Below are 13,405 nucleotides of genomic sequence, written 5' to 3'. Positions count from 1 at the left end.
CTTTGCCAGATCCGTTTGCTGATGCTTTGACAGGGGAGGAATAGGGAGTGTGGGGAGAGGGGGAAGTGTGGGAAGAGGGGGAAGTGTCGGAAGAGGGGGAAGTGTCGGAAGTGTGGGGAGAGGGGGGAGTGTGGGAAGTGTGGGGAGTGTGGGAAGAGGGGGAAGTGTGGGAAGTGTGGGGAGAGGGGGGAGTATTGAGTATATAAAAGCATATTTTTGTCGAGATTTTATACTGAATAAAAGCGATCGCTTATCTCTATAACAGGACTTACGCACAGGCACTATATATGGTGTGATGGTCCTTACTAAGCACGCTAACACACCCTACCAATAGCGTTCATGCGTAAGTCCTATATAATATAAAATCCGGTTATACAGTAATCGCATTCAAAAATCCTCAACTAAAATATGTGTTTGCTAGAAGCACGAATTTAAAAATTTATGCATTTTCATTTCCTTTCTTACTCCTAACTCCTACCTCCTACCTCCTACCTCCTACCTCCTACCTCCTACCTCCTAACTCCTAACTCCTAACTCCTAACTCATTACTCATTACTCATTACTCATTACTCCTCAGTAATACGATAACTAATTACCCGGATTCTATATAAGGGGTGAGGAATGGAGGAAAAGTAAACATAAGAATAATTAACACGCTCCTGGCTAATAATTGTCAAAAAAGTTCCAGGCGCTTGTGTTAGGAAAGGAAATTAAATAAGACCGGGAAATTCTGGTTTCTGCCATAGAAACCTCTAGAGCGTCATTAATTTTATCTGGTTTTATTTTCTTCTATTCTGTCTCCTGTATTCTGTCTCCTGACTCCTGAGAATAATTAACACGCTCCTGGCAAATAATTGTCAAAAAAGTTCCATGCGCTTGTGTTAGGAATGGAAATTAAATATGTGTAAAATTTGTTCTTTTCCTTCAGGAGAAAATTTAAAAACTTTGACTTTACCAGAGAAAATAATAAAAAAGCCTCTACCTGTTTCTCCTTCCCAAAAAAAACGGTCATTATGGTACTGCTTGGCAAAATCAGACTAAAGATTTTGCTAAATTCCCTGGGGCGATCGTAGTCACAACTAATTGTTTGATGCCTCCCCATGAAAATTATGAGGATAAATTGTTGGTGGTGGTGCTGAGGAATGGTAGAGAGAGTGTGGTCCGTGTGGTCCGTGTGGTCCGTGTGGTCCGTGTGGTCCGTGTGGGAAGAAATTACAAAACTTATGTATCTTCGCCATTCCTCAGCAGGACTACCAAAAATGGAAACAAAAAAGAAAGAAGATAACTTCTGGGCAGACTTAAACCTAATAAATATAGGAAATGTATATTTCCTAGAATTTAAAATAAATAAACTTCGTCCCATAAATCTAGATCAAAAGCCTAAGTACATTATCAACCTCAATCATATCAAAACATTTAAGCTGTATCTTGACTCAAAAGGGGAAGAGTGTATCGAAATTTTCATTGATAAATATCAATCTCCTCAAGGTTGACAAAGCAAGACTATTACTTGTAAATCTACCTCTATAGTCGGTCAAAAATTATTAACTCTCCTTTCCAACCAAACAGACAGAGAAAGATTGAATAATTTACCCCCAAAACTAGGAGAAACAGACAGAGAAAGATTGAATAATTTACCCCCAAAACTAGGAGAAACAGACAGAGAAAGATTGAATAATTTACCCCCAAAACTTATCAAAAAATACCTTCTAGATAATAATTGGGTCTGCCAGGGGAAATATAAAAAATCTCCCAAAACAGTCAACAACCCTAAACTAGGATGGATTTTTAGTTACTTTGATGGCAACATTCGTCATCTTTGCTACTTGCCATCGTCCAAACTAGCATGGAATTATTCACAATTAGTCGAGGAATTACTTAAGATCCTAGCATCAATAGAATCTCTATCTGTTCCAGAAATTATTAACAGGATAAAAGGCGAGTAATGACGAACATATTTCAGACACTTAAAACTTGAAACTGGCAAGCTAGAATTAACTGCAACAAAGCCGTTTATTGCCAATTTTAAGAGGAAATTCTGACTCGCCTCTTCTAGCTAAACATGGAATAAACAGTTTTTACACGATATAGAAAAAAATTCAATAGCTATGGGAGCAGCATCAATAAAATTGTCAAAGAATAGCCTAACAACAATGCCTTTTTCAATCAAACAGGAAGAGGGAAAAAATACAATAGTAGAAACTTATTTGACTCCTAAGATTAACTATGAATTGGCCATGAGTTTGATGCTAAATCACAAAATAAGCGGAGAAAATTTCTGGAAATATGTAATAAAAAAAGTTCATCAATTAGTAAATGATGAGCACAAAAGAATAGAAGAATTTTGGGTGTCGGATACTGATATCGACTACTTAATAAACAGGCTAAATTTTGACAAAGATGTTGCTACAGAGGGGGAAATTAATGAATAGATTATTAGAAAAAAATTGACCAGATTGGGCAAAAACTTTCTGTTGATGAAATAGATGCAGCGATCGCTATTCTTGAACAGAAGAAACAGTCCATAGAAAAAGTAATCCCTTCAGGTCAAGCAACAGATCAAAAAACATCTTCTAAAGGATATACGGAGATCAAGATGGTAAAAGGCCATCCCTACAGGTATCAAAGAGTCAAAGAACTACGACCAAAAAATTTGCCAGGCAAATCAAAATACGTTAACCGCAGTGAATATCTAGGAAAAGCTTGAGCAGTTAGGGAGCTTGTCTCCCCGATATGACGATAAGAATATCCAGTCTCCACCATCTCTAAAACTTTAGGAGTAAGGCGATCAGATTTAACATTTGTCCCTGCTCTCCGTCCTAGCTTTTTTCCCCTAGCTTTGGCAGCAGCCAACCCAGAACGTACCCGCTCTCGTATCACGTCTCGTTCAAACTCAGCGTAGGCTGCCATGAGAGAAGCGTGTAATTTACCTTGAGGGGTACTAAGGTCAAACTTCAACCCACTTTGAGCTATCAAAGAAACATTCCAGCCCATCAACTCCTGCAAGGTATGAATCAAATCTAAAGTGCTACGCCCCCACCGTGTCATTTCTGTCACGAGAATCGCATCTATCTTCCGAGCTTGAGCTAATTCCATCACCTTAGTCCGCTCAACCCGATTTTTCTTGTCGGACGATCCTGAAATAGTTTCTTTCCAAATACCCACTACTTCATAATCGGTCCTGCGGGCATACTCAAGTAAATCTCGCTCTTGTCTGACACAAGACTGGTCACGAGTAGACACCCGACAATAAATAGCAACTTTCACTGTACCAGTTAAACCTATCTAAAAATAGCAACCTCTTTCCACGATTTTACCGTTACTTTTTACTGTACCAATTATATTTCAGTTTTTTTGGTACACCTATCAAAAGGTTAGGGATCTTATCTCCCTAACTTTTTGCTGTGGGCGATCGCTACCTCAACTCCCCCAAGGTTCCCCTTAATTAGTATAGATTTAATCCCCTCGGTCAGGATTGAACTGACTCCTCCCGCTAAATGCAGGTATGCCAACCTTTTGTCACTTCAAGGGGGTTGGGGGTTCTTTTTTACTTGAGAACCCAGAACAAGCAAAGTTTTTTCTATAACTGAAGAGTGCCTCTGAAACTTTGAAACAAAGCTGACGTAGTGAACCCTTCAGCGGGCACAACGGTTACTGTACACACCGCCGAATGCTAACACCTAAAAGTGTCGTACACGCATCGTACGAAATTATTGTAGCACAACTAATATCGCTTCTGTAAAGATACTCCAAACTGGTATAATATTTACAGGATTTTTATCAAGAAGAACTCTTCATTCTAAGTTACTCAACATGATTGCAAGCACAAAAATATCAGGTCAATATTTTGAAGGAAAAGCCTACCTTATTGCCAATGGTTACGATACTTTTTATTTTGAGTCCTGTTTGGGTTTTGATGATCAACTTGATATTTCTTGGAATGCTTCAAGTCCAGTCTATCGTAATGGTAAAGTATTTATCAACAATGCTTTTGCTTGGGAACTTTTAGAAGTATCAATTTCTGAATTTACTTTAATTGAACTCGTAACAACACGCCAAGCAAATCTTCAAGGATTTAGGAGGTTCAGAATACATAAAATTTGTCAGTTCTATGAGAGATAAATACCATCTGGACAGAAGCCCTCATAATGATATCCCATCTAATTATTAATCCGAATAAATTCAATCCTAGCCATAGATATGACTATTTTTATGGCTATTGACAATTTACCAATGCCATTAGTAAAGGTTGGCAAGAGCCTACAAATTCAAAAGTTTTCTGCTGAAGCTTTGATCGAAGGATTTAAAGGGAATAAAATTATTTTTGTTGATTCATTTTATAATGATACAAGGAGAGTTAAGGAAATTCTTTCTGAGAAAGAAAACCCTCACAAATCCTTTCAGTTCTCAATAGTTCTGGAACTTGAAAAATTGCCAAAAATAGAAGATATCGATATGGAGGATTATGGGATGGGCGCAAGGTCGGGGATTGGTTAACAGCAATTTTTTGACCATCAAGCCCGTCGGCGCTGTGTATGGGAATATTTACGTTCAATGAGATATAGATTACGAATCCCCCGACCGGAGCATTACACATCGGCAACCCCAACTGAACACTCTTGAATGGAAAAAAAACTCCGCTACCGATTTGAACTTGTTAAAGCTGAATATCCAGAGGCAACTTTAGAACTCTGGGCAATGGATGAACATCGTTTGGGCCTTAAACCAATTTGCCGACGAGTATGGACACCTGTGGGAGTACAACCAACTCCACAGGTGAACTGGCGAAATCAAGTGGTTCTGGGTCTACGGAGCAAGTACATCCCCAGTCAGGAGAAACATACTGGTGGCTCATGCCCTTGGTCAATATTACTGTTTTCAACCAAGTGTTGGCCGACGAGTGCTGAACATTTTGGTAACAGAAAAAATAAGCAGATGATATTAGTCCTAGATAGAGCAGGTTGGCATGAGATGTAAAAAACTGAAAATTCCACAGGGATGGCACTTGGAGTTCATAAGATCCCATACACCAGAACTACAACCAGCCGAAAGACTCTGGCCGGTAATTAATGAACCGATCTGTAATCAAACTGCAAGAAAATTTATCCGAGATGGAAGATATGGTAAATGCTCGATGTATCAACAATCGTGAAACAGCGTTCGTGAAACGTGCCGGAGGCAATCGCTCCCAAACAGGTCTCACTTCTTTTCGTTGCTGGCCTACTGATATAGAATCCGGGTAATTAGTTATCGTATTACTGAGGAGTAAGAAGTAAGGAGTAAGAAGTAAGGAGTAAGAAGTAAGGAGTAAGAAGTAAGGAGGTAGGGACGTTGCATAAGGGCGTCCGTACGGAGTAAGAAAGGAAATGAAAATGCATAAATTTTTAAATTCGTGCTTCTAGCTTAACATATTTTAGTTGAGGATTTTTGAATGCGATTACTGTCTCTATTTGTGCCGCGTCGCTTTGCTTTGATAACTCGGAGTCTGGTTTGTTTCCACTCGGTGTACCAGTCTGAGGCTTTGGGGCGGGTGCTAATCCCGTGAAAGTGTTGGCTGCTATTTCCTGAGCTGTGGACTGTTCTGTTTTTGCTGTTACTTCCGGTTCTGAGATGATTTTCTCTAACCGCTCTCGTTCTTCCGGGGATAATGATTGATGCTTTGCTGCCCTTAAATCAGATTTGTCGCAAATTATCGCTTCTCCTTCTACTAAGATTGCCCGTTTGTTTTCCCCTTGAATTAGTTCGCCGTGTAGGTAGATCCTAGATAACTGGAGTTTAGACTAAATAGTTGAAGATAAAATCAAGTAAAGAATGGAAAAAATTTAGACCATCATACGTGAAATGATTGCCAACAAAAGAATTTGACCAGTAGAGGTTAGATAAGTAATACTAATTAGTATTACTTATCGGAGCGAAAATTACTCAGCTCCTCCAAAAGATATCAATTATTCCTATAGGATTTAGTTGCTCAAGCTTCGCGTTCGCCCTTTTTCATGGGCTATATATAGTATATTTGCGTAAGTCCTGTCAAAGTCATACCCGCGAGTATACCAAACTTTAAGGTAGACGCGATCGCACCTTTTGTGAAAAATATCTGTCATGTAGCAGGGCTTTGTACTATGTTAAATACAAGAGTAGTATGTAAATACACCGCTATAGAAGTTAGATAAGTAACACTAATTCGTATTACTTGTAGGAGCGAAAATTACTCAGCTCCTCCATCTGCTTCACTGAGCTTTTTTCCCATATCTGTTGATGGTCTAGATTTTTTCCATTCTTTACTTGATTTTATCTTCAACTATTTAGTCTAAACTCCAGTCCTTTACCAATTCTTCCCAATTTATGAGACTTACCAAATTATCAAAATCTTCTTGCTCAATATATATGTCTAAACACTATGTTTGAAAAAAATCTTTTCTTCTTCTACTTTGAGTAATTTGAGAACTATTTTTTTTGAGAATTTTTTTAATCTCAGCTCTTACTAAACTTTCCCAATTTCGTAGACATTCCAAATCGCTTATAGATTGACTATCTATCACTATTGTAAAAACTAAATTATTAGAATTTTTACTCATGTTTATCTCAAAAACTAAACTTATACCAATTATAAAATTTTTCCCTAGAGTAAATGAGGAGTTTTTCAGAAATTATGCCAATTGATTTGATAAAATTATATCATTACTAATAATACTTTGATTTACTGTAAGTATTCAGCTATAGGCACAAAAACAACAAACTTTAGTTGACAACTAAAGCTAATAAAGCTGATAGCTGATAGCTAATAGCTGACCCCTGAATGCTTATAATTTCCTACTAAATTATCTAAGGCAAGTCGAACTTTGAACAATTCAAATATATCCCCAGAAATAATTACAGAAAATTCTCAATCTACAGAAAATTCTCGTAAACAAAATCAACTTCACTGGAAGCGAGCTAGAGCAAGTTTACGAAAAGCTTTAAATAGATATTCTGTCTGGCAAAATGCCGCACAAAAAACAACTAACTCTGAATTATCATCTACTATCAAAACTCAATTAGACTTATTAAAATCAAATATTGATAAGCTCGATCAAGGAGTTATTCAAATAGCTGTTTTTGGTTTAGTAAGTCGTGGTAAGTCAGCAGTTTTAAATGCTTTATTAGGTGAAAAAATATTAGAAACAGGTCCTCTTAATGGTGTAACTCAATGGCCGCGTTCGATTAGATGGAATCCCAATCTTTTTGTTAATTCTCATCAAGAAGAAGTAGTAAAAACAGATTTAATAGATACTCCAGGATTAGATGAAGTAGCAGGTCAAGTTCGTGGAGAAATGGCGAAGGAAGTTACTCGCCAAGCAGATTTAATTTTATTTGTTGTTTCTGGCGATATTACTCGCATTGAATATGATGCTTTATCTGAGTTACGAAAGGCTAAAAAGCCGTTAATTTTAGTGTTTAATAAAATTGATTTATATTCAGAAACCGAACGAGAGGAAATTTATCAAAATTTACAAAAAATTGCTGTTCATCAGTCAGGAGAATTGCAGGATATTTACTCTCCTTCAGAAGTAGTGATGGTATCAGCAGATCCAACTCCTATACCTGTAAGAATTGAATGGTCTGATGGTAAAGTGACTAATGAGTGGGAAACTCCATCTCCTCAAATAGATGAATTGCGACAAAAAATAATTACTATTTTAGAGCGGGAAGGGCGATCACTTTTAGCTTTAAATGCTTTAGTTAAAGCTAGAGAAGCTGAGGTAAATATTGCTCATCAAACTGTTAAGCTTAAACAAAATGAAGCTGATGATTTAATTTGGAATTTTGCTAAGTATAAAGCGTTAGCTGTTGCTATTAACCCTATTTCTATTATTGATGTAGTTGGAACGACGGTAATAGATTTAGCATTAATTCGCTCTTTGTCTCGTCTTTATAATTTGCCTATGACTAGCTATGAAGCAGGTAAACTTTGGAAGGTAATTATTTTTAGTGCTGGTGGTATATTGTTGGGCGATCTGGGAAGTAGTTTATTATTAGGTTTGGGAAAGGTTGATATTGTTTCTTATACAGGAGTTGCTATTACTCAAGCTTCTATTGCTGCTTATGGAACTTATGCTATTGGTAGTGCTACTAAGGTTTATTTGGAAAGGGGTTGTACTTGGGGAGATTTGGGGCAAGATATTGTTATTCAGGATATTTTAAGTCAGATGGAACCTGATACGATAATTTCTCGTTTACAACAAGAATTATTCAAGGAATAAGTAAGAAGTAAGAAGTGAGAAGCAAGGAGTAATGAGTAAGGAGTAATGAGTAATAAGTAAGGAGTAAGGAGTAATAAGTAATGAGTAATAAGTAAGGAGTAAGGAGTAAAGAGTTGTTCAACAATTAATAATTACCTCTTCTTATAAATAAGAGGATTGCCTAAAAGGAATTTTTTTGTTTTTTATCCATGAATAGAGAGTCTTTATACCTTAATTTTTCGGTAATTTTTGAAGTAAGAAGTAAGAAGGAAGAAGTTCGTACCTTATGTAAGGCAAGGAAGGAGTTAGTAAATTTTCTGGAAAATATTTTTCATTTAGTCTCAGTTTTGTTAATAACTGGACTTTAGGAAAAAACAGGTTGAAAATAAGGTCAAATCCTTATACAGCAATATTTTTACCTTAAATTAGGCGTTTTCTTGATATATCTAGGTTTTCCTGCGGAATGCTACGCAAACAGCTATTTTAAGCAAGTTCAGGTATTTCCCTTGCCAATACTGGGTTTGAAGCCATTTTCAGTGTCAAAAATCCCAAAGTCCAGATAAGACTTTGTATATTTGTAGCGATCGCCTGTTTGTTTTTAATCTCAAATATTTTTGGCAACTATCAACTTGAATTTTAATTCTTGAAGCTTAATAAATAAAGGTAAATAGGGTAGAGACTTTCTAGTTTGCAAATCTTTGCCTCACCTTCCCAGAGTCACTTTTGCCAAAAATTCAGAGATTAATCTCCCCAGAAACTTTTATTGCGTATGTCGCAACAGAGCTGAATCAGATTTTTATTTCCAATTTGCTAATCTTTACCTCAGTTTCCCAAAGTCACCTTTGCCAGAAATTTAGAGATTAGTTTTGCCAGAAATTTTTTTTATTTCCAATTTGCCAATCTTTCCCTCAGCTTCCCAGAGTCACTTTTGCCAGAAATTCAGACATGAATCTCCCCAGAAACTTTTATTGCGTATGTCGCAACAGAGCTGAATCAGATTTTTATTTCTAATTTGCTAATCTTTCCCTCAGCTTCCCAGAGTCACTGTTGCCAGAAATTCAGACATGAATCTCCCCAGAAACTTTTATTGCGTATGTCGCAACAGAGCTGAATCAGATTTTTATTTCTAATTTGCTAATCTTTCCCTCAACTTTCCAGAGTCACTGTTGCCAGAAATTTCGACATGAATCTCCCCAGAAACTTTTATTGCGTATGTCGCAACAGAGCTGAATCAGATTTTTATTTCTAATTTGCTAATCTTTCCCTCAACTTCCCAGAGTCACTGTTGGCAGAAATTCAGACATGAATCTCCCTAGAAACTTTTATTGCGTATGTCGCAACATAGCTGAATCAGATTTTTATTTCCAATTTGCCAATCTTTCCGTCAGTTTCCCAGAGTCACCTTTGCCAGAAATTTAGAGATTAGTTTTGCCAGAAATTTTTTTTATTTCCAATTTGCCAATCTTTCCGTCAGTTTCCCAGAGTCACTTTTGCCAGAAATTCAGACATGAATCTCCCCAGAAACTTTTATTGCGTATGTCGCAACAGAGCTGAATCAGATTTTTATTTCCAATTTGCTAATTTTTCCCTCAGTTTCCCAGAGTCAGTTTTGCCAAAAATTCAGACATGAATCTCCCCAGAAACTTTTATTGCGTATGTCGCAATAGAGCTGAATCAGATTTTTATTTCTAATTTGCCAATTTTTCCCTCAGTTTCCCAGAGTCACTGCCAGAAATTTCGACATGAATCTCCCCAGAAACTTTTATTGCGTATGTCGCAATAGAGCTGAATCAGATTTTTATTTCTAATTTGCCAATTTTTCCCTCAGTTTCCCAGAGTCACCTTTGCCAGAAATTTAGAGATTAGTTTTGCCAGAAATTTTTTTTATTTCCAATTTGCCAATCTTTCCCTCAGCTTCCCAGAGTCACCTTTGCCAAAAATTCAGAGATTAATCTCCCCAGAAACTTTTATTGCGTATGTCGCAACAGATCTGAATCAGATTTTTATTTCCAGTTTGCTAATTTTTGCCTCAGCTTTCCAGAGTCACCTTTGCCAAAAATTCAGAGATTAATCTCCCCAGAAACTTTTATTGCGTATGTCGCAATAGAGATGAATCAGATTTTTATTTCCAGTTTGCTAATTTTTGCCTCAGCTTTCCAGAGTCACCTTTGCCAAAAATTCAGAGATTAATCTCCCCAGAAACTTTTATTGCGTATGTCGCAACAGAGCTGAATCAGATTTTTATTTCCAGTTTGCTAATTTTTGCCTCGCCTTTCCAGAGTCACCTTTGCCAAAAATTCAGAGATTAATCTCCCCAGAAACTTTTATTGCGTATGTTGCAACAGAACTGAATCAGATTTTTATTTCCAGTTTGCTAATTTTTGCCTCGCCTTTCCAGAGTCACCTTTGCCAAAAATTCAGAGATTAATCTCCCCAGAAACTTTTATTGCGTATGTCGCAACAGAGCTGAATCAGATTTTTATTTCCAGTTTGCTAATTTTTGCCTCGCCTTCCCAGAGTCACCTTTGCCAGAAATTTAGAGATTAGTTTTGCCAGAAATTTTTTTTTATTTCCAATTTGCCAATCTTTCCCTCAGCTTCCCAGAGTCACTTTTGCCAGAAATTCAGAGATTAATCTCCCCAGAAACTTTTATTGCGTATGTCGCAACAGAGCTGAATCAGATTTTTATTTCCAGTTTGCTAATTTTTGCCTCAGCTTTCCAGAGTCACCTTTGCCAAAAATTCAGAGATTAATCTCCCCAGAAACTTTTATTGCGTATGTCGCAACACAGAGGAATCAGATTTTTATTTCCAGTTTGCTAATTTTTACCTCGCCTTCCTAGAGTCACCTTTGCCAATATTTCTTTGAACTTTCCAAAGTCACTTTTGCCAGAAATTCAGACATTAATCTTAGAGGTACTGATAACTAATAACTGATAACTGATAACTGAAATAACTCCCGCTTTAACATTTCACAATCCTTAAACCTTCTCTAAAGTGAAAAATTGTAGTTACTACCGCTATAACAAAATAAAAAATTCTAATCATCCAAAAACATAAACTCATGCTCCAAGAAATTACTCCCGGAGGAACTCCAATTAACCGCACAAACTTAGAATTAACACTCTTCTCTAATCTATCTAAATTATTAATCTGTACTTTTTTATCAGGGAGAATCGGAAATTTTGCAGTATATAAATAGAAACCATATATACCATCATTTCCTACTCTTTCATTTAAAAATGAATTAGTTAGTAATTCAGCTTGATTAAACGATAACTTGTCATTCTTCGCTACCTGTTCTACCCAGATATCATATCTCACCATTTGAGTTGTGATAAAAATTATTGGAACTAAAATTATTAATAAAATCGTGCTGACATAACGACCTAAATATTTAGGTAAAAAAACAGTTGCCAAACCAAAACCCATTCCCACTACAGCAAAAGCAATAATATTGAAAACTTCAACGATTTCTATCCCTCTTAAAAAATCACCAAAGACTATTAAACTGTATAAAAAATTGTCAGCTAATTTCACAGATATTATTTTTGCTGAAACTATCATGCTAAAAATAAATGAAGTACAAAATATGTAAATAGATAGTCTAATCAAGAAAATAAAATATATACTAATTTTTCGGATGAACATTTAGAATTAAGAATAGGGAATTAAGAATAGGGAACTAAGAATTGAAAATTAATCCATTTTCGGGGAGGGTAAATTTAGCTATGATTTTCGTGTTTATAGGGTAGGGATAGGGAATAGCTTGTTCACCAATGGATAATTAATCCATTACCAATTAATAAATAATTATCCATTATCAATTAATGAAGAACTCTGATTAAATTCTTGTCGAGCTAATTTTGTGATGTGAGCGATCGCCGAGCGATCGGGTAAAAGTTCACTTTCGAGATTTAACCATAATAAATATTCTATATTACCAGCGGGACCTTGTATGGGAGACCAAGTTAAACCAGCATATTTCCAACCTAAATTATTAGCACTAAAACATACCTGGAAAATTGCCTCAGCTTGGTCATTAGAGGAACGAACTACACCTTTTTTTCCCACTCGTTCTTTTCCTACTTCAAACTGAGGTTTTACCAACAAAATTGTCTCGCGAGGAGGAATAAGTAATTGCCATAGAGCAGGTAAAATTTTAGTAATAGAAATAAAAGAAACATCAACTACAGCCAAATTCGGATATATTTCTTTTGCATTTTCTTGTGTCTGAGAATTTAAAATTAGTGAGTCATTATATAATTCTTCAGGAGTTAAATAACGTAGATTAGTTCTCTCTTTTAAAATTACTCTAGAATCGTTACGCAACTTCCAGTCAACTTGTCCGTAACCCACATCAATACCATAAATTAATTTAGCGCCTGCTTGTAATAAACAATCTGTAAATCCTCCTGTAGATATGCCACCATCAAGACATATTCTGTCAGAAATAGAAATAGAAAAATATTCTAATGCCTTAGCAAGTTTATAGCCTCCCCTAGAAACATATAAGGATTTTTGTTTAACCTTAATATCTGCTTCGGAGTCAACTTCAGTTCCAGGTTTATCAATTATTTGTCGATTTACCATTACTTCCCCCGCTCTAATCAAAACCTGAGCTTTTTGTCGAGAAGTAGACAAATTTCGTTCTACTAATAAAATATCTAATCTTTGTTTAGGCACAAATTTTACTTATTAAAGGAAACAAGGAATAGGTATGGAGGGAAAACTCAGATATTTTTGTCATAAGTAGGAATGGAAAAATATTTTGAACCACTTCCTAGTTGATCAATTATTTTTCTATCTACTATTATTTCCCCCGCTCTAATCAAAACCAGAGTTTTTTGTCGAGAAGTAGACAAATTTATTTCTGCCAATAAAACATCTAACCTAGATTTATCCATCAATATTTACTGCTCATAAATACCAAACAATAAAATCTCTAGAAATCCAATATTTTTTTGCTGCTATAGTCATAAAAAATTTTCATTTTCTTGTTTCTAGTTTAGCAATTATTCGCCTACTTACTAAAATTTATTTACTCATCAAAACCAGAGATTTTTGTCGAAAAGTAGAGCAATTTCTTTCTACCAATCATACATATTTTCTAGGTTTCTCCACCAAGATTTACTGCTCATAAATCTCCGAGAATAAAATCTCTAGAAATCCAATATTTTTTTGCTG

General features: G+C 35.9%; 16 protein-coding genes and 1 pseudogene. 10 read left to right on the top strand and 7 right to left on the bottom strand.

Annotated elements, in window-relative coordinates; translation table 11 throughout:
• The first annotated feature begins 47 nt into the window (after positions 1–47).
• Positions 48–206, top strand: a complete 159-nt coding sequence (locus F6K40_RS33620; RefSeq protein ID WP_293142490.1) for a hypothetical protein — start codon at positions 48–50, stop codon at positions 204–206.
• Positions 207–881: 675 nt separating this feature from the next.
• Here the strand turns inward: F6K40_RS33620 and F6K40_RS33615 are convergent.
• On the bottom strand, positions 882–965 hold the full coding sequence (locus F6K40_RS33615; protein ID WP_365673702.1) for a hypothetical protein: 84 nt from the start codon (positions 963–965) through the stop codon (positions 882–884).
• A gap of 29 nt (positions 966–994) precedes the next feature.
• Here F6K40_RS33615 and F6K40_RS33610 point away from each other — a divergent pair.
• The 4 genes and pseudogenes from F6K40_RS33610 to F6K40_RS33595 all read left to right on the top strand — a co-directional run.
• Positions 995–1,132: pseudogene (locus F6K40_RS33610) on the top strand (hypothetical protein); the annotation flags it as partial.
• Between the two features lie 10 nt (positions 1,133–1,142).
• A complete protein-coding gene (locus tag F6K40_RS33605; protein WP_293142489.1) occupies positions 1,143–1,493 on the top strand; it encodes a hypothetical protein in 351 nt (116 codons plus the stop codon).
• Positions 1,494–1,580: 87 nt separating this feature from the next.
• Complete coding sequence (locus F6K40_RS33600) at positions 1,581–1,946, top strand: hypothetical protein (protein ID WP_293142487.1); 366 nt, start codon at positions 1,581–1,583, stop codon at positions 1,944–1,946.
• A 207-nt stretch (positions 1,947–2,153) separates the two neighbouring features.
• Positions 2,154–2,432, top strand: a complete 279-nt coding sequence (locus tag F6K40_RS33595) for a hypothetical protein (RefSeq protein WP_293142485.1) — start codon at positions 2,154–2,156, stop codon at positions 2,430–2,432.
• Positions 2,433–2,622: 190 nt separating this feature from the next.
• On the opposite strand, the gene F6K40_RS33590 is transcribed toward F6K40_RS33595, so the two are convergent.
• Entirely contained in the window at positions 2,623–3,267 is a 645-nt protein-coding gene (locus tag F6K40_RS33590) for a recombinase family protein (RefSeq protein ID WP_293142483.1), read from the bottom strand.
• Positions 3,268–3,813: 546 nt separating this feature from the next.
• Between F6K40_RS33590 and F6K40_RS33585 the strand changes: the two genes are divergently transcribed.
• The 4 genes from F6K40_RS33585 to F6K40_RS33570 all read left to right on the top strand — a co-directional run bounded on the left by F6K40_RS33585 (position 3,814) and on the right by F6K40_RS33570 (position 5,243).
• Positions 3,814–4,122 (top strand): hypothetical protein, encoded by a 309-nt coding sequence (locus tag F6K40_RS33585; RefSeq protein ID WP_293142481.1) that lies wholly within the window; start codon positions 3,814–3,816, stop codon positions 4,120–4,122.
• 90 nt (positions 4,123–4,212) lie between these two features.
• Positions 4,213–4,497 (top strand): hypothetical protein, encoded by a 285-nt coding sequence (locus tag F6K40_RS33580; RefSeq protein ID WP_293142479.1) that lies wholly within the window; start codon positions 4,213–4,215, stop codon positions 4,495–4,497.
• A gap of 126 nt (positions 4,498–4,623) precedes the next feature.
• Positions 4,624–4,977 (top strand): hypothetical protein, encoded by a 354-nt coding sequence (locus F6K40_RS33575; protein WP_293142477.1) that lies wholly within the window; start codon positions 4,624–4,626, stop codon positions 4,975–4,977.
• Between the two features lie 92 nt (positions 4,978–5,069).
• Positions 5,070–5,243: a hypothetical protein gene (locus F6K40_RS33570; protein ID WP_293142475.1), complete on the top strand. Its 174-nt coding sequence runs from the start codon at positions 5,070–5,072 to the stop codon at positions 5,241–5,243.
• A gap of 1,152 nt (positions 5,244–6,395) precedes the next feature.
• Here the strand turns inward: F6K40_RS33570 and F6K40_RS33565 are convergent.
• A complete protein-coding gene (locus F6K40_RS33565) occupies positions 6,396–6,575 on the bottom strand; it encodes a hypothetical protein (protein WP_293142473.1) in 180 nt (59 codons plus the stop codon).
• 264 nt (positions 6,576–6,839) lie between these two features.
• Between F6K40_RS33565 and F6K40_RS33560 the strand changes: the two genes are divergently transcribed.
• A complete protein-coding gene (locus F6K40_RS33560; RefSeq protein WP_375340614.1) occupies positions 6,840–8,240 on the top strand; it encodes a GTP-binding protein in 1,401 nt (466 codons plus the stop codon).
• 462 nt (positions 8,241–8,702) lie between these two features.
• Here F6K40_RS33560 and F6K40_RS33555 read toward each other — a convergent pair whose 3' ends face one another.
• From F6K40_RS33555 to F6K40_RS33540, 4 genes are all read right to left on the bottom strand, one after another.
• On the bottom strand, positions 8,703–8,840 hold the full coding sequence (locus tag F6K40_RS33555) for a hypothetical protein (RefSeq protein WP_293142471.1): 138 nt from the start codon (positions 8,838–8,840) through the stop codon (positions 8,703–8,705).
• Between the two features lie 2,342 nt (positions 8,841–11,182).
• Positions 11,183–11,758 (bottom strand): hypothetical protein, encoded by a 576-nt coding sequence (locus F6K40_RS33550; RefSeq protein WP_293142469.1) that lies wholly within the window; start codon positions 11,756–11,758, stop codon positions 11,183–11,185.
• A gap of 273 nt (positions 11,759–12,031) precedes the next feature.
• A complete protein-coding gene (locus F6K40_RS33545) occupies positions 12,032–12,904 on the bottom strand; it encodes a TlyA family RNA methyltransferase (protein WP_293142467.1) in 873 nt (290 codons plus the stop codon).
• A 47-nt stretch (positions 12,905–12,951) separates the two neighbouring features.
• The gene (locus F6K40_RS33540) at positions 12,952–13,125 is read right to left on the bottom strand and encodes a hypothetical protein (RefSeq protein WP_293142465.1); all 174 of its coding nucleotides are present in this window, start codon (positions 13,123–13,125) and stop codon (positions 12,952–12,954) included.
• Positions 13,126–13,405 lie beyond the last annotated feature (280 nt).

Origin of the sequence: Okeania sp. SIO3I5, assembly GCF_010672085.1 — a bacterium.
Classification (GTDB): Bacteria; Cyanobacteriota; Cyanobacteriia; order Cyanobacteriales; family Microcoleaceae; genus Trichodesmium.
The sequence above is the reverse complement of the archived record's forward strand: the minus strand, read 5'-3'. Positions and strand labels throughout refer to the sequence as shown.

Coding starts and splice junctions, on each gene's coding strand:
- F6K40_RS33565 (WP_293142473.1), bottom strand. CDS start 6,575: ATGAGTAAAAATTCTAATAATTTAGTTTTTACAATAGTGATAGATAGT.
- F6K40_RS33540 (WP_293142465.1), bottom strand. CDS start 13,125: ATGGATAAATCTAGGTTAGATGTTTTATTGGCAGAAATAAATTTGTCT.
- F6K40_RS33595 (WP_293142485.1), top strand. CDS start 2,154: ATGCCTTTTTCAATCAAACAGGAAGAGGGAAAAAATACAATAGTAGAA.
- F6K40_RS33580 (WP_293142479.1), top strand. CDS start 4,213: ATGGCTATTGACAATTTACCAATGCCATTAGTAAAGGTTGGCAAGAGC.
- F6K40_RS33605 (WP_293142489.1), top strand. CDS start 1,143: ATGGTAGAGAGAGTGTGGTCCGTGTGGTCCGTGTGGTCCGTGTGGTCC.
- F6K40_RS33575 (WP_293142477.1), top strand. CDS start 4,624: ATGGAAAAAAAACTCCGCTACCGATTTGAACTTGTTAAAGCTGAATAT.
- F6K40_RS33585 (WP_293142481.1), top strand. CDS start 3,814: ATGATTGCAAGCACAAAAATATCAGGTCAATATTTTGAAGGAAAAGCC.
- F6K40_RS33570 (WP_293142475.1), top strand. CDS start 5,070: ATGAACCGATCTGTAATCAAACTGCAAGAAAATTTATCCGAGATGGAA.